This window comes from Streptomyces sp. NBC_00557, assembly GCF_036345995.1.
GTDB lineage: Bacteria > Actinomycetota > Actinomycetes > Streptomycetales > Streptomycetaceae > Streptomyces.
This window is the reverse complement of sequence record NZ_CP107796.1, coordinates 1,209,304-1,230,569: the sequence shown is the minus strand read 5'-3', so window position 1 is coordinate 1,230,569 and position 21,266 is coordinate 1,209,304. Positions and strand designations below refer to the sequence as shown.

The window sequence follows — 21,266 nt, the reverse complement described above, 5'->3', positions numbered from 1 at the left end:
CGGCCCATTAGGATCGGCGTCCTGATGACTGCCACACTCGTCGTGAAGGACCTCGCCGCCGGGCACGGCGACCGCTCCCTGTTCTCCGGGCTCGACCTGGTCGTCGCGCCCGGCGACGTGATCGGTCTCGTCGGCGCCAACGGTGCGGGCAAGTCCACCCTGCTGAGGCTGCTCGCCGGGCTCGCCGCACCCGAGCGGGGCGAGCTGCGGCTGTCCCCGCCGACCGCGACCGTCGGCCATCTGCCGCAGGAGCCGGAGCGCAGGCCGGGGGAGAGCGTCCGGGAGTTCCTGGCCCGGCGCACGGGGGTGGCCGAGGCCCAGCGCGTCATGGACGAGGCCACGCAGGCGCTCGTGGACGGGCTGCCCGGCGCCGACGACACCTACGCCACCGCCCTGGAGCGCTGGCTCGGCCTCGGCGGCGCCGATCTCGACGAGCGTGCGGAGGAGGTCGCCGACTCCCTCGGCCTCGCCGTCGGCCTGGACCAGCCGATGACCTCCCTGTCCGGTGGCCAGGCGGCCCGCGCCGGACTCGCCTCGCTCCTGCTGTCCCGCTACGACGTCTTCCTCCTGGACGAGCCCACCAACGACCTCGACCTCGACGGCCTGGAGCGCCTGGAACGCTTCGTCACCGGGCTGCGCGCGGGCACGGTCGTCGTCAGCCACGACCGCGAGTTCCTCGCCCGCACCGTCACCAAGGTCCTCGAACTCGATCTGGCCCAGCGGCGGATCAACCTCTACGGCGGCGGCTACGAGGCCTACCTGGAGGAGCGCGAGGTGGCGCGCCGGCATGCGCGGGAGGACTACGAGGAGTACGCCGGCAAGAGGGCCGCGCTCCAGGAGCGCGCGCAGATGCAGCGGGCCTGGATGGACAAGGGCGTGAAGAACGCCCGGCGCAAGGCCGGCAGCGACAACGACAAGATCGGCCGCAAGTTCCGCAGCGAGGCCAGCGAGAAACAGGCCGCCAAGGCGCGGCAGACCCAGCGCATGATCGAACGCCTGGAGGTGGTCGAGGAACCGCGCAAGGAGTGGGAGCTGCGCATGGAGATCGCCTCCGCCCCGCGCTCCGGAGCGGTCGTGGCCACCCTGCGGGACGCCGAGGTGCGGCGCGGCGACTTCACCTTCGGCCCGGTGTCCCTGCAGATCGACTGGGCGGACCGGGTCGCGGTGACCGGCGCGAACGGCTCCGGCAAGTCCACCCTGCTCGGCGCCCTGCTGGGCCGGGTCGCGCTGGACTCCGGGCACGCCGCGCTGGGCTCGGGCGTCCTGGTCGGCGAGGTGGACCAGGCCCGGGGGCTCTTCCACGGCCCCGAGACCCTGCTGGACGCGTTCTGCGCGGCCGTCCCCGACACCGAGCCGGCCGAGGTGCGCACCCTGCTCGCCAAGTTCGGCCTGAGGTCCGGCCATGTGCTGCGCCCGGCCGCCACCCTCTCGCCGGGCGAACGCACCCGCGCGGCCCTGGCGCTGCTCCAGGGCCGGGGCGTCAACCTCCTGGTCCTGGACGAGCCGACGAACCATCTCGACCTGCCCGCGATCGAGCAACTGGAGTCGGCCCTCGACTCCTACGAGGGCACCCTGCTCCTGGTCACCCACGACCGGCGCATGCTGGACGCCGTCCGCGTGACCAGGCGCCTGGAGGTCGCCGACGGGAAGGTCACCGAGCGGTAGCGCTCCGCCGGGCGCACCGACGAGCGCAGCGAGAAGGCGCCCTCCGCAGTGGAGGGCGCCTTCTCAGCCGACCGGGGCGGGTGCGCGGCCCAAGCCCCGCAGGGTCACCGCTTCTTCGGATCCAGCAGGCCCGCCCGGCGCAGTGCGTCCGCCATCGCGCTGTTGGCCGGCGCCGGCGCCTGGCGGCCGCCGCCGCGGCCCTCCCGGCGGCCCTGGCCGCCGCCCTGCCGCTGCTGGGGCGGCCGGGCGCCGCGCTGCTGCCGGCCACCGCCCTGCCCCGGCTGCGCGGCGGCCTCGTCGTCCAGGCGCAGGGTCAGCGCGATCCGCTTGCGCGGGATGTCCACGTCGAGGACCTTCACCTTGACGATGTCACCGGGCTTGACGACGTCGCGCGGGTCCTTGACGAACGTCTTCGACATCGCCGACACGTGCACCAGGCCGTCCTGGTGGACGCCGATGTCGACGAACGCGCCGAACGCGGCCACGTTCGTCACCACGCCCTCCAGGATCATCCCGGCGGACAGGTCGGAGATCTTCTCCACGCCCTCCTTGAAGGTGGCCGTTTTGAAGGCGGGACGCGGGTCGCGGCCCGGCTTCTCCAGCTCCTTCAGGATGTCCGTCACGGTCGGCAGACCGAACGTGTCGTCCACGAAGTCGGCGGGCCGCAGCGAGCGGAGCACGCTCGTGTTGCCGATGAGGGAGGCCACCTCCTGGCCGGTCGTCTTCACCATGCGGCGGACCACCGGGTAGGCCTCGGGGTGCACGCTGGAGGCGTCCAGCGGGTCGTCGCCGCCGCGGATGCGCAGGAAGCCCGCGCACTGCTCGTACGCCTTCGGGCCGAGCCGCGCCACCTTCTTCAGCTCGGAGCGGGACCTGAACGGGCCGTGGGCGTCCCGGTGCGCCACGATGTTCTCGGCGAGGCCGGAGGAGATGCCCGACACCCGGGCGAGCAGCGGCACGGACGCGGTGTTGACGTCCACGCCCACGCCGTTCACACAGTCCTCGACCACCGCGTCCAGCGAGCGGGACAGCTTCACCTCGGACAGGTCGTGCTGGTACTGGCCGACGCCGATCGACTTGGGGTCGATCTTCACCAGCTCGGCCAGCGGGTCCTGCAGGCGCCGGGCGATGGAGACCGCGCCGCGCAGCGACACGTCCATGTCGGGCAGCTCCTGCGAGGCGTACTGCGAGGCCGAGTACACCGACGCGCCCGCCTCGGACACCATCACCTTGGTGAGCTTCAGCTCCGGGTGCCTGGCGATGAGTTCACCGGCGAGCTTGTCGGTCTCGCGGGAGGCCGTGCCGTTGCCGATCGCGATCAGCTCGACCGCGTGCTCCTTGGCGAGCCGGGCCAGCTTGGCGAGGGCCTCGTCCCACTTGTTCGCCGGGACGTGCGGGTAGATCACGTCCGTGGCGACGACCTTGCCGGTCGCGTCGACGACGGCGACCTTCACGCCCGTACGGAAACCGGGGTCCAGGCCCAGCGTCGCGCGCGTGCCGGCCGGGGCGGCCAGCAGCAGGTCGCGCAGGTTCGCCGCGAACACGTTCACCGCCTCGTCCTCGGCGGCCGTGCGCAGCCTCAGCCGCAGGTCGATGCCGAGGTGGACGAGGATCCGGGTGCGCCAGGCCCAGCGGACCGTGTCCGTCAGCCACTTGTCGGCGGGACGGCCCCGGTCGGCGATCCCGAACCGGTGCGCGATGATCCCCTCGTACGACGACGGGCCCTCCGTGGGCTCCTCGGGCTCCAGGACGAGGTCCAGGACCTCCTCCTTCTCGCCGCGGAACATCGCCAGGACGCGGTGCGACGGCAGCTCGGTGAACGGCTCGGCGAAGTCGAAGTAGTCGGCGAACTTCGCGCCCGCCTCCTCCTTGCCCTCCCGGACCTTGGCGGCCAGCCGTCCGCGCACCCACATGCGCTCGCGCAGCTCGCCGATCAGGTCGGCGTCCTCCGAGAACCGCTCGGTGAGGATCGCCCGCGCGCCCTCCAGCGCGGCCTGCGGGTCGGCGACGCCCTTGCCGGCGTCCACGAACGCGGCGGCGGCCGCCAGCGGCTCCACGCCCGGATCGCCCAGCAGGCCGTCCGCCAGCGGCTCCAGGCCGGCCTCGCGCGCGATCTGGGCCTTGGTGCGCCGCTTGGGCTTGTACGGGAGGTAGATGTCCTCCAGGCGCGCCTTGGTCTCGGCGCCCCGGATCCTCGCCTCCAGCTCGTCCGTCAGCTTGCCCTGCTCGCGCACCGACTCCAGGATCGCGGTGCGCCGCTCCTCCAGCTCCCGCAGATAGCGCAGCCGCTCCTCGATCGTGCGCAGCTGCGCGTCGTCGAGCATCTCGGTCGCTTCCTTGCGGTAGCGGGCGATGAAGGGCACGGTCGAACCGCCGTCGAGCAGTTCCACCGCGGCCCTCACCTGCCGCTCCCGTACGCCGAGTTCCTCGGCGATCCTGCCTTCGATGGATCCTGCTTCGATGGATCCGGGTGTCGTCACGATCCCGTACCGCCTTCTCCACTGAGGTTGCGCGGCAATTGTGGCAGGTGACACCGGCAACCGGGGATCAGGGCGGCGCGTGGCGGCAGACTAGGGCAGAACTCAGGCCCGGCCCCCGTGCGCGGACGACGAGGCCCCGCCGAACAACCGGGCCACGGCGCGGAAGGGCAGCGTGACCACCGTGGCGATGGCGCCGCCCACCTGGCGCAGGACGTCTGCGATGGCAGCGAACACGAGAATCTCCTCCTTCACGTCGAGTGGGCGCCGGGTACCGCACCGGCCGCCCCTTCATGCCCGGCCGTCCCCGCTCTCTCGCCGTGGCAGGAAAGGTGGGAAACGTGTCATTGCGGCCATTCACGCAGCCGCGAAGAATCGGGGCATGCCGCAGCGAACGCTTCTCCTCGTCCTCTTCGACGGCGTCCAGAGCCTCGACGTCACCGGGCCGCTCGAGGTGTTCACGGGCGCGGAGAAGCACACGCCGGGCAGCTACCGCATCCGTACGGCCTGGCCGCCGCCGGACTCCTGGACGGGCGCCGCGCGGCCTCGCACTGGCTGGCGCTCGAGCAGCTGACGCGGTTCGGCGCGGAGCCGACCGGGGGCGGGTGGTGACCGACGGCAGGTACGTCACCGCCGCCGGGGTCTCCGCCGGCATCGACATGGCACTCACCCTGGCCGGCCGGATCGCGGGCGACGAGCACGCCCGGGCCCTCCAGCTCGCCACCGAGTACGACCCGCGGCCGCCCTACGCCTCCGGGTCCCCGGACAAGGCCCCCGCCCGCCTCGTCGAGCGGCTGCGCGCCCAGAGCCGGTTCATCCTGACGCAGACACGTTCCACGTGAACCGCGGCTGCCGCCGCTCCAGGAACGCGGCGACCCCTTCGGCGGTGTCGGGGTTGCCACGGGCCCGTTCGGCCCAGTGGGCGTCCCGGTCGGTACGGCCGGCCGCGAACTCCTTCGCCGCGGCCTGGGTGAGCTGCGAGCGCAAGACCAGCACCCGGGTCAACTCCGCGACCCGCTTGTCCAGTTCGCCCTCCGGCAGCACCTCGTCGACCAGTCCGCTGCGCAGCGCCCGCCCCGCGTCGATCAACTCGGCCGAGAACAGCAGGTACTTGGCCGTGGCCGGTCCCACCAGCGACACCAGGCGGCGGGTGGAGGAGGCCGGGTAGACGATGCCGAGCCTCGCCGGGGTCACCCCGAACAGCGCGCCCTCCTCCGCCAGCCGCAGATCGCAGGCGGCGGCGAGCTGCGCCCCGCCGCCGACGCAGTGCCCGCGCACCGCGGCCACGGTCGGCTTGGGGAACGCGGCGAGCGCCTCCTCGGCCGCCACGGCGAGTTTCTGCGCCTCCTCCGGCGAACCCCGGAGCGTGCCGATGTCGGCCCCCGCGCAGAAGGTCCCGCCCGCGCCGGTGAGCACCAGCGCCCGCACCCCGGGGTCCTGCGCGAGCGCGTCCAGCAGCTCCGGCAGCCGCCGCCACATCGCGGCGGTCATGGCGTTGCGCTTGGCCGGGTGGTCGATGACGACGGTGGCGACGGCGCCGGTGACATGGTGGGACAGCTGGGGCTCCATGAGCCGGATGCTATGCGTGCCGTCCGCACCCACCAAGGACGGGGCCCACGGCCCCGGAGTGGTACGGGTCTCACCCGCCACCGGGGCCGCTGCTCCTCGGCCCCTTCGGGCGGCCGGGAGCAGCGCAAACCCGTACGACCCGATTAGTTCGCGAACCGGCGTCCGGGCGACCGGAACCAGTCCTTCACGTGACCGTGTCATACGCACCCGGTCAGAAAGCGCTCGATACCCGCTGACTTGTGTTCAGGTCCGCGGAGCGGAGCGCATCGTTACCAACACTCGACGTGTGGTGACAATCGAGCGCGAGGGTGGCGACCGGACGATGGACAACCACGGGCGCGGGGACGGCCCACGCCCAGCGGGGGGCGCCGAGCGGCTGCCCGATCCACTGCCGTACGAGGGCGTCTGGCGGTTCACCGCGCCCGCGGTGGACTCCTCGGTCCCGCAGGCCCGGCACGCCGTACGGGACCTGCTGCTGCGCCAGGGCGTGCCGGTCTCCGACGACCTGGTGCACGGTCTGCTGCTGATCGTCTCCGAGCTGGTCACCAACGCGGTCCGGCACGCGGCGCTGCTGTCGCCGATGCTGGCCGTGGAGGTCGCCGTCGGAGCCGAGTGGGTGCGGGTGTCCGTGGAGGACAACCACCCCTACCGCCCGACCGCGCTGGAGGCCGATCACGGCCAGACCGGCGGCCGGGGCCTGCTGCTGGTGCGCGAGGTGGCGCGGGAGGCGGGCGGGACGGTGGACGTGGAGCACACCGCGAGCGGCGGCAAGGTCATCTGGGCCGCCCTGCCGCTCAAGCCCGCGACGGTGCTGTAGCGCCGCGGGCCCGGGCCCGCGCCCGAAGGCGTCGGGCACGGGCCCGCGGCGACGCTCGCGTGGACGGTGCTCACCAGCCCGCGGACGGGCCCGTCAGCTCCCTGATCGCCGGACGGGCCGCGTCCAGCACCGTCATGAACCAGGCCGAGAACGGATCCCGGGCGTGCCGCTCCGCCAGCTCGGCCGCCGTCACGAACGCGGTCTGGGCCACCTCGTCGGCGTCCGGAGCGAGCGGCGCCTGTACCAGGCCGACGAACAGGTGGTTGTACTCCTGCTCGACCAGCCCTGAGGCCGGGTCCGGGTGGTTGTAGCGGACCGTGCCCGCCTCCGCGAGCAGCGAGGGCGACACGCCGAGCTCCTCGAAGGTGCGCCGGGCCGCGGCGGCGAAGGGCGCCTCGCCCGGGTACGGGTGGCCGCAGCAGGTGTTGGACCACACACCGGGGGAGTGGTACTTGCCGAGCGCCCGCTGCTGGAGCAGCAGCCGGCCGTGGTCGTCGAAGAGGAACACCGAGAAGGCGCGGTGCAACTGCCCCGGCGGCTGATGGGCGGCGAGCTTCTCCGCCGTACCGATCGTCACACCCTTCTCGTCGACCAGTTCCAGCAGAATCGCCTGTGCGGTGCCATTGGACGAGCTGTGCGTCGCGGTGGCAGGTGTGATCGGCATACCCATCCTTCGCCTCGGTCTTCGCACCCCAAGTCTGCCGTACGAATCCGGCACTCCCGGCACTTACCGGCGCCTCCGCGCGCGGCGCGCGCCGGAAGGCGGACCCGGTAGATCATCGTGCCCGGGACGGTGGAGCCCGGAACCTCGCCCCACCCGGCAACACCCGGCCGGGGCGTCAGTGGCACAGCCGTGCCTCGTGCTCCGCGTGCCCGCCCGGCTCCAGCTGGAAGGTGCAGTGCTCGACGTCGAAGTGGCCGCCGAGGCAGCCCTGCAGCTCGTGCAGCAGCTTCTCGTGGCCCACGGCGCTGAGCACGTCCGAGCTCACCACCACATGGGCCGAGACCACCGGCATCCCGGAGGTGATCGTCCAGGCGTGCAGGTCGTGGACGTCCTCCACGCCGTCCAGCGCCAGGATGTGGGCCCGGACCTCGGCCATGTCGACGCCCTTCGGGGCCGCCTCCAGCAGCACGTCCAGCGTCTCGCGCAGCAGCTTCAGCGTCCTCGGCACGATCATCAGGCCGATGGCCAGCGAGGCGACCGGGTCCGCGCGCTGCCAGCCGGTGGCCAGGATCACCACCGCGGAGACCAGCACCGCGAACGAGCCGAGCGCGTCCGCCGCGACCTCCAGGAAGGCGCCGCGCACGTTCAGGCTCTCCTTCTGCCCGCGCATCAGCAGGGTCAGCGAGACCGAGTTCGCGACCAGTCCGATCACACCGAACACGACCATCAGACCGCCCCGGGTCTCCGCGGGCGTCACGAACCGCTGGGCGGCCTCGTACAGGACGTATCCGCCGACCCCGAGCAGCAGCAGGCAGTTGGCCAGGGCGGCGAGGATCTCCGCGCGGGCGTAGCCGAAGGTGCGGTTCGCGCTGGGCGGGCGATTGGCGAAGTGGATCGCGAGCAGCGCCATGCCGAGGCCCACGGCGTCGGTGGCCATGTGGGCCGCGTCGGCGATCAGTGCGAGCGAGTCGGCCAGCACACCGCCGACGAGCTCCACCACCATGACCGTGAGCGTGATGCCCAGCGCGATCCGCAGCCGGCCGCGGTACGCGGCCGCGGCCGTGCCCGTGGCGGGGGCATGGCTGTGCGCGTGCCCGTGGTCGTGCCCTGCCCCCATGGAAACCGCCCTTCCGTGCTCCGTCCGGCACCCAGTGAACTACGGGCGGGGGGTATGGGGCAACGCGGCATTGAACACCGTTGTCATGTGCTCTGACCTGCGGAAACGTTCCGCAGGTCAGGGGCCGGTACGGTTCCTGTGCACGGCGGCTCCGGTACGGCTCGAGCGCGGGCTCACCCGGCGTGGTGCAGCTGCCGGCCCCGCCAGGCCGACTCCGCCATCTCGCGCACCCCGCGCCGGGCCCGCCGGCCCAGCCGGTCGGCGGCCCGTTCGGGCGAGGCGACCGCGCGCGGCGCGTCGCCCGGCCTGCGCGGCTCCACCACCGGCTCCCGGCGGTCGCCGGTCACCTCCCCGACCACCGTGATCAGCTCGCGCACCCACGCCCTCGCCCCGTCCGGTGTTCAGCGTGAGATCACCGGGAACATCGCCTCCGGCGAGCCGCCGCGCCACCGACCCGGCGACCTGCTTGCGCGCCGCCAGACGCACGACGCCGGTCACGCCGTACTCCCCGAGGACCCGCCCCAGCCGGTCCCCCTCCAGCGTCGAGCCCTCGACCAGCGGAACGTCCGCGGGCAGCCGTGCGGGCACCGCCGCCGACAGGTCGTCCGGCGCCACGACGCGCTCCCCGTCGCCGGCCATGGCCCGCGCCACATGCGCCCCGATGTATCCGGCTCCGCAGGTGATCAGCCAGGTCATGGTCGTCCACCTTGTGCGGACCCCTCGCCTGTCCCGGTTGCCCCGGTCTGCGCCGACCGGTTTGTGGGGCGGGCCCCGGATCCCCGATGATGATCGCGGCAAAGGCCGGGGCAGCCTGCGTGGGCCGGGCCGTGAACGGCCGGTGAACACGGGCCCGCGGCCATCCGATAGCCTCTGCCGACATGCCGCCCGGGTGCCGCCGGCAGGGCGCCCCACCATGCGAGACAGCCGGTGCCCACGCGCCGGCACCCAGGGAGTGAGTTCGGTTGTCGACCGCCATCGTCACCGGTCAGCCGGTCCCCGGATCGACCCTCGAGAACGATCTGCGGTCCCTCGGCTTCGACGTCCGGGTGGCAGCGGACGCCGCCGAGGCCGGGACCCTGCTCGCCGCCGCTCCGGCCGGCGACCGCGTGGCCCTGGTCGACGCCCGTTTCGTCGGCCACCGGCACGCCCTGCGCCTCGGCCTGACCGACCCGCGCTTCCCGCTCGCCGCGGTCCCCGGCGCCGTCACCGCCCAGCCGGACGCCCGGCAGTCGCTGACCCGGGCCGTGGCCCGCGAGACCACCGCCGGCGGCGGCACGGCACTCGCAGTGGACAGCCTCGCCGACCGGGTCGTCACCGCCCTCGACGCCGACGGCTGCGAGGTGCACCGGCCGGAGCTGGGCAGCCTGGTCGCCGCCGTCCCCGACGACCCCCAGGCCCGCAACGAGGCACGGCAGGCCGTCGCCGCCGTCGACGACGAGGCCGTACGCCTGAAGTCCGCCGTGAAGTCCCGCGACGGCTTCTTCACCACCTTCTTCATCAGCCCCTACTCCCGCTACATCGCCCGCTGGTGCGCCCGCCGGGGCCTGACCCCCAACCAGGTGACCACGGCCTCGCTGCTCACCGCCCTGATCGCGGCCGGCTGCGCGGCGACGGGCACGCGCGCGGGGTTCGTCGCGGCCGGCGTGCTGCTGATCGCGTCCTTCGTGCTGGACTGCACCGACGGCCAGCTCGCCCGCTACGCCCTGAAGTACTCCACGCTCGGCGCCTGGCTGGACGCCACCTTCGACCGGGCCAAGGAGTACGCCTACTACGCCGGCCTCGCCCTCGGCGCGGCCCGCGGCGGCGACGACGTGTGGGCCCTCGCCCTCGGCGCGATGGTCCTGCAGACCTGCCGGCACGTGGTCGACTTCTCCTTCAACGAGGCCAACCACGACGCCACCGCCAACACCAGCCCCACCGCCGCCCTCTCCGACAAGCTGGACAGCGTCGGCTGGACGGTCTGGGTGCGCCGGATGATCGTCCTGCCCATCGGCGAGCGGTGGGCGCTGATAGCGGTCCTGACGGCGGCGACGACCCCGCGGATCACCTTCTGCGTGCTGCTCGCCGGCTGCGCCTTCGCCGCCGCCTACACCACGGCGGGCCGCGTCCTGCGCTCCCTGACCCGCACGGCGCACCGCACCGACCGCGCCGCGCGGGCGCTGGCGGACCTCGCCGACAGCGGGCCGCTCGCCGGCCTGCTGGTCCGCGCGGGCCGGGGCGCCTACCCGCGCGCCGCGTCGTACGCCGCTTTGGCCGGCGGCGCCCTCGTCACCGCCGGGGCCCTGCTGTGGGGCGCCGGCTGGCCCACCGTGCTGTGCGCCGCCGGGTACGCCGTCCTGTCGGCGGTGGCCGTCTCCCGCCCGCTCAAGGGCGCCCTCGACTGGCTGGTGCCGCCCTTCTTCCGCGCCGCCGAGTACGGCACCGTCCTGATCCTCGCGAGCAAAGCAGGGGTGAACGGCGCCCTGCCGGCGGCTTTCGGCCTGGTGGCGGCCGTCGCCTACCATCACTACGACACGGTGTACCGCATCCGCGGCAACGCCGGAGCGCCCCCGGCCTGGCTGGTGCGCTGCATCGGGGGGCACGAGGGGCGCACGCTCCTCGTCACCGTCCTGGCCGCGGTGCTCACCGCCGCGCAGTTCACGGTCGCGCTCACGGTCCTCGCCGTGGCCGTCGCCCTCGTGGTGCTCGCCGAGAGCATCCGCTTCTGGGTCTCCGCCGGGGCCCCAGCCGTACACGACGAAGGAGAACCCGCATGATCGGCCTCGTGCTCGCGGCCGGCGCCGGACGGCGTCTGCGCCCCTACACCGACACCCTGCCCAAGGCGCTGGTGCCGGTGGGGCCCGCGGGCATAGAGGGCGAACCGACGGTTCTGGACCTGACCCTCGCCAACTTCGCCGAGGTCGGCCTGACCGAGGCGGCGATCATCGTCGGCTACCGCAAGGAGGCCGTGTACGAGCGCAGGGCGGCCCTGGAGCAGAAGTACGGCCTCAAGCTCACCCTGATCGACAACGACAAGGCCGAGGAGTGGAACAACGCCTACTCCCTGTGGTGCGGCCGTGACGCCCTCAAGGACGGCGTGATCCTCGCCAACGGCGACACCGTCCACCCGGTCTCCGTCGAGAAGACGCTGCTCGCGGCCCGCGGTGCGGGCAAGAGGATCATCCTCGCGCTGGACACCGTGAAGTCCCTCGCGGACGAGGAGATGAAGGTCGTCGTCGACCCTGAGAAGGGCATGACGAGGATCACCAAGCTGATGGACCCCGCCGAGGCGACGGGCGAGTACATCGGCGTCACCCTGATCGAGGGCGACGCCGCCCCCGAACTGGCCGACGCGCTGAAGACGGTCTGGGAGACCGACCCCCAGCAGTTCTACGAGCACGGCTACCAGGAGCTGGTCGACCGCGGCTTCCGCATCGACGTGGCGCCGATCGGCGACGTGGACTGGGTCGAGATCGACAACCACGACGACCTGGCCAGGGGACGGGAGATCGCGTGCCGCTACTGACCCGGCTGATTCCCTCGCCGGTCGTCGTGGACATCCGCCCGGGTGCCCTGGACGACCTGGCCGACGTCCTCGCCGACGAGCGCATCGCGCAGTCCGGCCGGCTCGCCGTCGCCGTCAGCGGCGGCTCCGGCGCCAGGCTGCGCGAGCGGATCGCCCCCTCGCTGCCGGGCGCCACCTGGTACGAGGTCGGCGGCGGCACCCTCGACGACGCGATCCGGCTGGCCGGCGAGATGAAGTCCGGCCACTACGACGCGGTCGTCGGCCTCGGCGGCGGCAAGATCATCGACTGCGCCAAGTTCGCCGCGGCCCGCGTCGGCCTGCCCCTGGTCGCCGTGCCGACGAACCTCGCGCACGACGGCCTGTGCTCGCCGGTCGCCACGCTCGACAACGACGCCGGACGCGGCTCCTACGGCGTGCCGAACCCCATCGCGGTCGTGATCGACCTGGACGTGATCCGCGAGGCCCCGGCCCGCTTCGTCCGCGCCGGCATCGGCGACGCGGTGTCCAACATCAACGCGGTCAAGGACTGGGAGCTGTCCAACCGGGTCAACGGCGAGAAGATCGACGGTCTCGCTGCGGCCATGGCCCGCCAGGCCGGCGAGGCGGTGCTGCGCCATCCCGGCGGCATCGGCGACAACGACTTCCTCCAGGTGCTCGCCGAGGCGCTGGTGCTCAGCGGCATCTCGATGTCGATCTCCGGCGACTCCCGCCCGTCCTCCGGCTCCTGCCACGAGATCAACCACGCCTTCGACCTGCTCTTCCCCAAGCGGGCGGCCGCCCACGGCGAGCAGTGCGGACTCGGCGCGGCCTTCGCGATGTACCTGCGCGGGGCGCACGAGGAGGCGGTGCACACGGCCCGGGTGCTGCACCGGCACGGGCTTCCGGTGCTGCCGGAGGAGATCGGCTTCACCGTGGACGAGTTCGTCCGCGTCGTGGAGTTCGCCCCGGAGACCCGCCCCGGCCGCTACACGATCCTCGAACACCTCGACCTCAAGACGAACCAGATCAAGGACATCTACGCCGACTATGTCAAGGCCATCGGTAGCTGAACTCCGTCCGGTCGTCCACCCCGCGGGGGTGAAGGACCGGCGCAGCGGTGAGCACTGGATGGGACGCCTCTACATGCGCGAGGTGTCCCTGCGGGTCGACCGCTACCTGGTGAACACCAGGGTCACGCCCAACCAGCTCACGTACCTGATGACCGTCTTCGGCGTGCTCGCGGCACCGGCGCTGCTGGTGCCGGGGATCTGGGGCGCCGTCCTCGGCGTGGTCTGCGTGCAGATGTACCTGCTGCTGGACTGCGTCGACGGCGAGATAGCGCGCTGGAAGAAGCAGTACTCGCTGAACGGTGTCTACCTGGACCGGGTCGGCGCCTATCTCACGGACGCCGCGGTGCTCACGGGCTTCGGCCTGCGCGCCGCCGACCTGTGGGGCGGCGGCCGTATCGACTGGCTGTGGGCCTTCCTCGGCACGCTGGCCGCGCTGGGCGCCATCCTCATCAAGGCCGAGACCGACCTGGTCGGCGTCGCCCGCCACCAGGCCGGCAAGCCGCCGGTGCAGGAGTCGGCGTCCGAGATGCGCTCCTCCGGCATGGCGCTGGCCCGCAAGGCCGCCGCCATGCTGAAGTTCCACCGGCTGATCCTCGGCATCGAGGCGTCCCTGCTGATCCTGGTCCTCGCGATCGTCGACCAGGCGCGCGGCGACCTGTTCTTCTCCCGGCTGGGGGTGGCGGTGCTGGCCGGCATCGCCCTGCTGCAGACCCTGCTGCACCTGGTGTCCATCCTCGCCTCCAGCAGGCTGAAGTGAGCGCGGCCATGCGGGTCGGCGCCGTCGTCATCACCATGGGCAACCGGCCGGAGGAGCTGCGGGCCCTGCTCGACTCGGTCGCCAAGCAGGACGGCGACCCGGTCGAGGTGGTCGTCGTCGGCAACGGCTCGCCGGTCCCGGACGTCCCCGAGGGCGTGCGGACGATCGAGCTGCCCGAGAACCTGGGCATCCCCGGCGGCCGCAACGTCGGCATCGAGGCCTTCGGGCCCGGCGGCCGCGATGTCGACATATTGCTCTTCCTCGACGACGACGGCCTGCTCGCCCGGCACGACACCGCCCAGCTGTGCCGTGAGGCGTTCGAGGCCGACCCGAGGCTCGGCATCATCAGCTTCCGCATCGCCGACCCGGAGACCGGCGAGACCCAGCGCCGCCATGTGCCCCGGCTGCGGGCCTCCGATCCGATGCGCTCCTCGCGGGTCACCACCTTCCTCGGCGGCGCCAACGCGGTGCGCACCCGCGTCTTCGCCGAGGTCGGCGGGCTGCCCGACGCGTTCTTCTACGCCCACGAGGAGACCGACCTGGCCTGGCGGGCCCTCGACGCCGGCTGGATGATCGACTACCGCTCCGACATGGTGCTGTACCACCCGACGACCGCGCCCTCGCGGCACGCGGTCTACCACCGCATGGTCGCCCGCAACCGCGTGTGGCTGGCCCGCCGCAACCTCCCCGCGCCTCTGGTACCCGTCTACCTCGGCGTGTGGCTGATGCTCACCCTGGTCCGCCGCCCCTCCCGCCCGGCGCTGCGGGCCTGGTTCGGCGGCTTCCGGGAGGGCTGGACCACGCCGTGCGGCCCGCGCCGCCCGATGAAGTGGCGCACGGTGTGGCGGCTGACCCGGCTGGGCCGGCCCCCGGTGATCTGACCGACCCGGCTGGGCCGGCCCCCGGTGATCTGAGAAGCTTCTCTTACCCGAAGAGACCAAGCTTCTTACCCAAGAGAGTCCGGATTTCCACTCGTGAGTCACACAACGCATGACGGCGGGGTCGCGGTGAGCGCGATACCGTCGCCCGACGAGGGGCTGACGGCGGCGCAGCTGGCCGCCAAGTACGGGCTCGCCGTGAGCGGCGCCCGCCCCTCCCTGCCCAGTTACGTCCGCCAGCTGTGGGGGCGGCGCCACTTCATCCTCGCCTTCTCGCAGGCGAAGCTGACGGCGCAGTACAGCCAGGCCAAGCTCGGCCAGCTGTGGCAGGTGGCGACGCCGCTGCTGAACGCGGGCGTGTACTACTTCATCTTCGGCGTGATCCTGCACGCGAGCCGCGGCCTGTCCCAGGACGTCTACATCCCGTTCCTGGTCACGGGCGTGTTCGTGTTCACGTTCACGCAGAGCTCGGTGATGTCCGGGGTCCGCGCGATCTCCGGCAACCTGGGGCTGGTGCGGGCCCTGCACTTCCCGCGTGCCTCGCTGCCCATCTCGTTCTCGCTGCAGCAGCTCCAGCAGCTGCTGTTCTCGATGATCGTGATGTTCGTCGTGGCGATCGGCTTCGGCAGCTACCCGAGCCCCGCCTGGCTGCTCATCGTGCCGGTCCTGCTGCTGCAGTTCCTGTTCAACACCGGGCTCGCGCTGATCGTGGCCCGGATGGGCGCCAAGACCCCGGACCTCGCCCAGCTGATGCCGTTCGTCCTGCGCACCTGGATGTACACCTCGGGTGTCATGTTCTCCATCAACAAGATGATGGAGGGCCGCTCCGAGATCGCGGTCCGGCTGCTCCAGGTCAACCCGGCCGCGGTCTACATGGACCTGATGCGCTACGCCCTGATCGACGGCTACGGCGCCTCGAACCTGCCGCCGCACGTGTGGGCCATCGCGCTGTTCTGGGCCGTCGTCGTCTTCGCCGGCGGGTTCGTGTACTTCTGGAAGGCGGAGGAGCGGTACGGCCGTGGCTGAGCAGCACACCGGGGAGCGCCGCCCCACCGTCATCGCGGACGACCTGCACATCGTCTACCGCGTCAACGGCGCCAGGACCGGGAAGGGCAGCGCGACGGCGGCCCTCAGCCGCATCGTCGGGCGGGGCTCCGACGACGCGGCGCGGGGGGTGCGCAAGGTGCACGCCGTGCGCGGCGTGTCCTTCGTCGCCTACCGCGGCGAGGCCATCGGCCTGATCGGCTCCAACGGCTCCGGCAAGTCCACGCTGCTGCGGGCCATCGCCGGCCTGCTCCCCGCCGAGCGGGGCAAGGTCTACACCGACGGCCAGCCCTCGCTGCTCGGTGTCAACGCGGCCCTGATGAACGACCTCACCGGTGAGCGCAACGTCATCCTGGGCGGGCTCGCCATGGGGATGTCCCGGGAGGAGATCAAGGAGCGCTACCAGGACATCGTGGACTTCTCGGGTATCAACGAGAAGGGCGACTTCATCACCCTGCCCATGCGTACGTACTCCTCCGGCATGGCCGCCCGGCTGCGGTTCTCCATCGCCGCCGCCAAGGACCACGACGTCCTCATGATCGACGAGGCGCTGGCCACCGGTGACCGCAAGTTCCAGAAGCGCTCGGAGGAACGCATCCGGGAACTGCGCAAGGAGGCCGGCACGGTCTTTCTGGTCAGCCACAACAACAAGTCCATCCGGGACACCTGCAACCGCGTCCTGTGGCTGGAGCGCGGCGAACTGCGGATGGACGGGCCGACCGAAGAGGTTCTGAAGGAGTACGAGAAGTTCACCGGCAAGTGACACGTTTCGGCCAGGGGCCCCGCCGGAATCCGTCCGGCGGGGCCCCGCTTCCATAACGGAATCGTCAACTCCGTTTGGTCTCAGGAATCTTGGAGCCAATCGGTGTGTTGTTGTGATGTGCAGGACACCCCGACGAACCTCGCTGCGTTGTACAACGTAAGCTGTACCGGCGCCGGAAAGCGGCAAGTGGGGCGATAATGCGCGACACCCCGAGCCGGGGGGACCTCGTGAATTGCAGGGCGGCGTGTCCGAAATAGTGTGTATTGGGTCGGCAGTGTAGAACGGGAGATGTGACGGCAATGGCTACGGAAACTCCCCAGCTCAACGCAGCATGTGCCGTCCCCGCGCCGGGCAGCGCCCGATGACGGCGACCGAGACGGCGCAAGACCCGGAACGCGCCACCCTCGACAAGGCCACGAGCGAGAACTTTCCCGTGGCCCCGTTCTTCCTGCCCAGGGCCTGGCGTGCCGACCTCATGGCGGTCTACGGCTTCGCCCGCCTGGTCGACGACATCGGCGACGGCGACCTCGCCCCCGGCGGCGCCGACGCCCGTCTCCTTGGCGTGTCGGCCACCGAGGCCGAGGACCGCCTCGTCCTCCTCGACGCCTTCGAGGCCGACCTGCGCCGCGTCTTCGACGGCACCCCGCGCCATCCGCTGCTGCGCCGGCTCCAGCCCACCGTCCGCCGCCGCTCCCTCACCCCCGAGCCCTTCCTCGGCCTGATCGCCGCCAACCGCCAGGACCAGCTCGTCTCCCGCTACGAGACCTACGACGACCTCCTCGCGTACTGCGAACTGTCCGCCAACCCCGTCGGCCGCCTCGTCCTCGCCGTCACCGGGACCTCCACCCCCGAGCGGGTCCGGCTCTCCGACGCGGTCTGCACCGCGCTGCAGATCGTGGAGCACCTCCAGGACGTCGCCGAGGACCTCCGCCGGGACCGGATCTACCTCCCGGCCACGGACATGAAGCGCTTCCACGTCCAGGAATCCGATCTTGGCGCGAAAACCGCGGGCGCATCGGTGCGCGCCCTGGTTGCATACGAGGCACAACGCGCCCGTGATCTGCTGAGTGAAGGCGCCCCCCTGGTGGGTAGCGTCCACGGCAGGTTGAAGCTGCTGCTCGCAGGGTTCGTGGCGGGGGGAAGGGCGGCGATCCGCGCGATCGCCGCCGCCGATTACGACGTACTTCCCGGCCCGCCCAAGCCCGGCAAGGTCCAGTTGCTGCGTGAGGCGGGCGTGATCCTGCGAGGAGAGGGGTGATCCGGACCGTGGATTCTCCGTCGCACGTGTCCGCACCGGTACTCGCCGCCTACAGCTACTGCGAAACCGTCACCGGGCAGCAGGCGCGCAACTTCGCCTACGGCATCCGCCTGCTGCCCACGCCCAAGCGCCGCGCCATGTCGGCGCTGTACGCGTTCTCCCGGCGCGTGGACGACATCGGCGACGGCGACCTGGCCGACGAGGTGAAGCTGAAGCGGCTCGAGGACACCAGGGCGCTGCTCGCCCGGGTCCGCGCGGACGAGGTCGAGGAGGACGACACCGATCCGGTCGCCGTCGCCCTCGCCCATGCCGCACGCGCCTTCCCGATCCCGCTCGGCGGCCTCGACGAGCTGATCGACGGCGTCCAGATGGACGTGCGCGGCGAGACCTACGAGACCTGGGACGACCTGAAGGTGTACTGCCGGTGCGTGGCCGGCGTCATCGGCCGGCTCTCGCTCGGCGTCTTCGGCACCGAACCGGGAGCGCGCGGCGCCGAGCGCGCACCCGAGTACGCCGACACCCTCGGCCTCGCCCTGCAGCTGACCAACATCCTCAGGGACGTCCGCGAGGACGCGGCCGGCGGCCGTACCTACCTGCCCGCCGACGACCTCGCCAAGTTCGGCTGTTCGGCCGGGTTCGACGGGCCGACCCCGCCGGAGGGCTCCGACTTCGCGGGCCTCGTGCACTTCGAAGTGCGACGGGCCCGCGCCCTCTTCGCCGAGGGCTACCAGCTGCTCCCCATGCTCGACCGGCGCAGCGGCGCCTGCGTGGCCGCCATGGCCGGCATCTACCGCCGGCTGCTGGACCGCATCGAACGCGACCCCGAGGCGGTGCTGCGCGGCCGGGTCTCGCTGCCCGGACGCGAGAAGGCGTACGTCGCCGTACGCGGTCTGTCCGGTTTGGACGCCCGGCATGTGACCCGCCATGTCTCCCCCCGTTCCCTCAGGAGGCGCGCCTGATGGAACACGGCGAACCAGGAGACATGCGGCAGGCAACCCTCCACTGCGGCGTGGCGTCCCTGACTGCGACGGCGGAGCGTGCACCGTTCAACCTGCACGCTCGGCACGTACGGAAGGACGCACCATGAGCGACGGCTCGCGCCCCGCACAGGCGCACGGCACCGCCGGAGCAGAGAGCGCCGCGGGCCGCCGCGCCGTCGTGGTCGGCGGCGGGCTCGCCGGTATCACCGCGGCGCTCGCGCTCGCCGACGCCGGCGTCCGCGTCACCCTGCTCGAAGGCAGGCCCAGGCTGGGCGGCCTCGCCTTCTCCTTCCAGCGCGGCGACCTGACCGTCGACAACGGCCAGCACGTGTACCTGCGCTGCTGCACCGCCTACCGCTGGTTCCTCGACCGGATCGAGGGCGCGGCACTGGCACCGCTGCAGGACCGCCTGGACGTGCCCGTCGTCGACGCCGCCAAGCCCGAGGGCAGACGGCTCGGCCGGCTGCGGCGCGACCCGCTGCCCGTCCCCCTCCATCTGGGGCGCAGCCTGGCCGCTTATCCGCACCTCTCGTTCGCCGAGCGCGCCGCCGTCGGGCGTGCCGCGCTCGCGCTGAAGGGGCTCGACCTCGCCGATCCGGCCCTGGACACCCAGGACTTCGGCAGCTGGCTGGCCGCGCACGGCCAGTCGGCGCGCGCCGTCGAGGCCCTGTGGGACCTGGTCGGGGTCGCCACCCTCAACGCGGTCGCCTCCGACGCCTCGCTGGGGCTCGCCGCGATGGTGTTCAAGACCGGTCTGCTGTCCGACCCGGGCGCGGCCGACATCGGCTGGGCCCGCGTCCCGCTGGGCGAACTGCACGACCGGCTGGCCCGCAAGGCGCTCGACTCCGCGGGCGTGCGCACCGAAGTCCGTACACGCGTCACCTCCGTCTCTACCAACGGAAACGGCGGCTGGAGCGTTCAGGTTCCCGGCGAGAGCCTGGAAGCGGACGCCGTCGTCCTCGCCGTACCCCAGCGCGAGGCCCACGGCCTGCTGCCGCCCGGCGCCCTCGACGCCCCCGAGCGGCTGCTCGCGATCGGCACCGCGCCGATCCTCAACGTCCATGTCGTCTACGACCGCAGGGTGCTCGCGCGGCCCTTCTTCGCGGCCCTGGGCACCCCCGTGCAGTGGGTGTTCGACCGCACCGAGGCCTCCGGACTGACCGAGGGCCAGTACCTGGCGCTGTCCCAGTCGGCCGCCCAGGCCGAGATCGACCTGCCGGTCTCCGAGCTCCGCGAGCGCTACCTGCCGGAGCTGGAACGGCTGATTCCGGGTACCCGCGGCGCCGTGGTGAGGGACTTCTTCGTGACCCGGGAGCGCACGGCCACGTTCGCCCCCGCCCCCGGCGTCGGACGGCTGCGGCCCGGCGCCCGCACCAAGGCCCCCGGCCTGTACCTGGCCGGAGCGTGGACCGCCACCGGGTGGCCCGCGACCATGGAGAGTGCGGTCCGCAGCGGAGTGAGCGCGGCCGACGCCGCCCTCGGCGCCCTGGGCCGGCCCCGCCCCCGCCACCTCTTCGAGTTCGAGGAGGCGGCCTGATGCCCGATCGGCAGCCCGCGGCAGGCCCCCGCACCCCCGGTACCGCAACAAGAGGAGAGACTGTGCCCACTGTGCCCCCGGCCTCGACGCCCGCCCCACGGGCCGCGGTGGACGTGACCGCGCTGCTGGAGCGCGGCCGGACCCTGGCCACTCCGGTCCTGCGTGCGGCCGTCGACCGGCTGGCGCCTCCGATGGACACCGTCGCCGCCTACCACTTCGGCTGGATCGACGCCGCCGGCAACCCGGCCGACGGCGACGGCGGCAAGGCCGTGCGCCCCGCGCTCGCCGTGCTCTCCGCCGAGGTCACCGGCGCCGCGCCCGAGGTGGGCATCCCGGGCGCCGTGGCCGTCGAACTCGTCCACAACTTCTCGCTGCTGCACGACGACCTGATGGACGGCGACGAGCAGCGCCGGCACCGCGACACCGTCTGGAAGGTGCACGGCCCCGCCCAGGCCATCCTGGTCGGCGACGCCCTGTTCGCCCTGGCCAACGAGGTCCTGCTGGAACTCGGCACCGTCGAGGCGGGCCGCGCCACCCGCCGGCTCACCACCGCCACCCGCGCCCTGATCGACGGTCAGGCCCAGGACATCTCCTACGAGCACCGCGACCGCGTCAGCGTCGAGGAGTGCCTGGAGATGGAGGGCAACAAGACCGGCGCGCTGCTCGCCGCGTCCAGCTCCATCGGCGCGGTCCTCGGCGGCGCGGACGACGCCACCGCCGACGCGCTGGAGCGCTACGGCCACCACCTGGGCCTCGCCTTCCAGGCCGTCGACGACCTGCTCGGCATCTGGGGCGACCCGGAGGCCACCGGCAAGCAGACCTGGAGCGACCTGCGCCAGCGCAAGAAGTCCCTGCCGGTCGTCGCCGCGCTCGCGGCCGGCGGCCCCGCCTCCGAGCAGCTCGGCGAGATGCTCGCCGCGGACGCCAAGAGCAGCGACTTCGAGAACTTCTCGGAGGAGGAGTTCGCGGCCCGCGCGGCCCTCATCGAGCAGGCCGGCGGCCGCGACTGGACGGCCGAGGAAGCGCGCCGTCAGCACACCATCGCCATCGAAGCCCTCGACGCCGTCGACATGCCCGACCGGGTGCGGGAGTCCTTCACGGCGCTCGCCGACTTCGTCGTCGTACGAAAGAGATGATCACTATCGGCCGAACACGCCTCGCGTAGTCGCCGGCCGGTGTCCGAGGA

Annotated in this window: 19 protein-coding genes and 3 pseudogenes; 16 read left to right on the top strand and 6 right to left on the bottom strand. The window is 72.5% G+C overall.

Going from position 1 to position 21,266, the window contains the following annotated elements:
• Positions 1–24: 24 nt before the first annotated feature.
• Positions 25–1,665: an ABC-F family ATP-binding cassette domain-containing protein gene (locus OG956_RS04850; RefSeq protein WP_330336684.1), complete on the top strand. Its 1,641-nt coding sequence runs from the start codon at positions 25–27 to the stop codon at positions 1,663–1,665.
• A gap of 104 nt (positions 1,666–1,769) precedes the next feature.
• Here OG956_RS04850 and OG956_RS04845 read toward each other — a convergent pair whose 3' ends face one another.
• Positions 1,770–4,145, bottom strand: coding sequence for a Tex family protein (locus OG956_RS04845; protein WP_330336683.1), 2,376 nt, complete (start codon positions 4,143–4,145; stop codon positions 1,770–1,772).
• A gap of 102 nt (positions 4,146–4,247) precedes the next feature.
• The gene (locus OG956_RS04840; RefSeq protein ID WP_330336682.1) at positions 4,248–4,379 is read right to left on the bottom strand and encodes an LPFR motif small protein; all 132 of its coding nucleotides are present in this window, start codon (positions 4,377–4,379) and stop codon (positions 4,248–4,250) included.
• A 145-nt stretch (positions 4,380–4,524) separates the two neighbouring features.
• Here OG956_RS04840 and OG956_RS04835 point away from each other — a divergent pair.
• A pseudogene (locus OG956_RS04835) lies at positions 4,525–4,650 on the top strand (GlxA family transcriptional regulator); the annotation flags it as partial.
• A pseudogene (locus tag OG956_RS04830) lies at positions 4,650–4,984 on the top strand (DJ-1/PfpI family protein); the annotation flags it as partial. The pseudogenes OG956_RS04835 and OG956_RS04830, both read left to right, overlap by 1 nt.
• On the opposite strand, the gene OG956_RS04825 reads toward OG956_RS04830, so the two are convergent.
• Positions 4,956–5,711: an enoyl-CoA hydratase/isomerase family protein gene (locus OG956_RS04825; RefSeq protein WP_330336680.1), complete on the bottom strand. Its 756-nt coding sequence runs from the start codon at positions 5,709–5,711 to the stop codon at positions 4,956–4,958. The pseudogene OG956_RS04830 and the gene OG956_RS04825 sit on opposite strands and share 29 nt — an antisense overlap.
• 322 nt (positions 5,712–6,033) lie before the next feature.
• Between OG956_RS04825 and OG956_RS04820 the strand changes: the two genes are divergently transcribed.
• Positions 6,034–6,528 (top strand): ATP-binding protein, encoded by a 495-nt coding sequence (locus OG956_RS04820; protein ID WP_330342739.1) that lies wholly within the window; start codon positions 6,034–6,036, stop codon positions 6,526–6,528.
• A 70-nt stretch (positions 6,529–6,598) separates the two neighbouring features.
• Here OG956_RS04820 and idi read toward each other — a convergent pair whose 3' ends face one another.
• The 3 genes and pseudogenes from idi to OG956_RS04805 form a co-directional block, all read right to left on the bottom strand.
• Positions 6,599–7,192 carry an isopentenyl-diphosphate Delta-isomerase gene (gene idi, locus OG956_RS04815; RefSeq protein WP_330336679.1) on the bottom strand — a complete coding sequence of 198 codons (594 nt, stop codon included), beginning with the start codon at positions 7,190–7,192 and terminating at the stop codon, positions 6,599–6,601.
• A 175-nt stretch (positions 7,193–7,367) separates the two neighbouring features.
• Entirely contained in the window at positions 7,368–8,309 is a 942-nt protein-coding gene (locus tag OG956_RS04810) for a cation diffusion facilitator family transporter (RefSeq protein WP_330336678.1), read from the bottom strand.
• Positions 8,310–8,482: 173 nt separating this feature from the next.
• Positions 8,483–9,005: pseudogene (locus tag OG956_RS04805) on the bottom strand (NAD-dependent epimerase/dehydratase family protein).
• Positions 9,006–9,271: 266 nt separating this feature from the next.
• Between OG956_RS04805 and OG956_RS04800 the strand changes: the two are divergent.
• The 12 genes from OG956_RS04800 (at position 9,272) to OG956_RS04750 (ending at position 21,216) form a co-directional block, all read left to right on the top strand.
• Positions 9,272–11,065: a DUF5941 domain-containing protein gene (locus OG956_RS04800; protein ID WP_330336677.1), complete on the top strand. Its 1,794-nt coding sequence runs from the start codon at positions 9,272–9,274 to the stop codon at positions 11,063–11,065.
• A complete protein-coding gene (locus OG956_RS04795; RefSeq protein ID WP_330336676.1) occupies positions 11,062–11,814 on the top strand; it encodes a phosphocholine cytidylyltransferase family protein in 753 nt (250 codons plus the stop codon). Before OG956_RS04800 ends, OG956_RS04795 begins: the two co-directional genes overlap by 4 nt.
• The gene (locus OG956_RS04790; RefSeq protein WP_330336675.1) at positions 11,802–12,863 is read left to right on the top strand and encodes an iron-containing alcohol dehydrogenase family protein; all 1,062 of its coding nucleotides are present in this window, start codon (positions 11,802–11,804) and stop codon (positions 12,861–12,863) included. The genes OG956_RS04795 and OG956_RS04790 overlap by 13 nt, the downstream gene beginning before the upstream one ends.
• A complete protein-coding gene (locus tag OG956_RS04785; protein WP_330336674.1) occupies positions 12,841–13,620 on the top strand; it encodes a CDP-alcohol phosphatidyltransferase family protein in 780 nt (259 codons plus the stop codon). The genes OG956_RS04790 and OG956_RS04785 overlap by 23 nt, the downstream gene beginning before the upstream one ends.
• Positions 13,617–14,501, top strand: a complete 885-nt coding sequence (locus tag OG956_RS04780) for a glycosyltransferase family 2 protein (RefSeq protein ID WP_330336673.1) — start codon at positions 13,617–13,619, stop codon at positions 14,499–14,501. The genes OG956_RS04785 and OG956_RS04780 overlap by 4 nt, the downstream gene beginning before the upstream one ends.
• Before the next feature lie 93 nt (positions 14,502–14,594).
• Positions 14,595–15,524 (top strand): ABC transporter permease, encoded by a 930-nt coding sequence (locus OG956_RS04775; RefSeq protein ID WP_330336672.1) that lies wholly within the window; start codon positions 14,595–14,597, stop codon positions 15,522–15,524.
• Entirely contained in the window at positions 15,517–16,305 is a 789-nt protein-coding gene (locus OG956_RS04770; protein WP_330336671.1) for an ABC transporter ATP-binding protein, read from the top strand. Before OG956_RS04775 ends, OG956_RS04770 begins: the two co-directional genes overlap by 8 nt.
• Before the next feature lie 361 nt (positions 16,306–16,666).
• Positions 16,667–17,563, top strand: a complete 897-nt coding sequence (hpnC, locus tag OG956_RS04765) for a squalene synthase HpnC (RefSeq protein ID WP_330336670.1) — start codon at positions 16,667–16,669, stop codon at positions 17,561–17,563.
• A complete protein-coding gene (gene hpnD / locus OG956_RS04760) occupies positions 17,560–18,522 on the top strand; it encodes a presqualene diphosphate synthase HpnD (RefSeq protein ID WP_330336669.1) in 963 nt (320 codons plus the stop codon). Before hpnC ends, hpnD begins: the two co-directional genes overlap by 4 nt.
• Positions 18,522–18,650 carry a DUF6380 family protein gene (locus OG956_RS40185; RefSeq protein WP_393861118.1) on the top strand — a complete coding sequence of 43 codons (129 nt, stop codon included), beginning with the start codon at positions 18,522–18,524 and terminating at the stop codon, positions 18,648–18,650. Before hpnD ends, OG956_RS40185 begins: the two co-directional genes overlap by 1 nt.
• Positions 18,647–20,080 (top strand): hydroxysqualene dehydroxylase HpnE, encoded by a 1,434-nt coding sequence (gene hpnE / locus OG956_RS04755; protein ID WP_330336668.1) that lies wholly within the window; start codon positions 18,647–18,649, stop codon positions 20,078–20,080. Before OG956_RS40185 ends, hpnE begins: the two co-directional genes overlap by 4 nt.
• Positions 20,080–21,216 (top strand): polyprenyl synthetase family protein, encoded by a 1,137-nt coding sequence (locus OG956_RS04750; protein ID WP_330336667.1) that lies wholly within the window; start codon positions 20,080–20,082, stop codon positions 21,214–21,216. Before hpnE ends, OG956_RS04750 begins: the two co-directional genes overlap by 1 nt.
• Positions 21,217–21,266 lie beyond the last annotated feature (50 nt).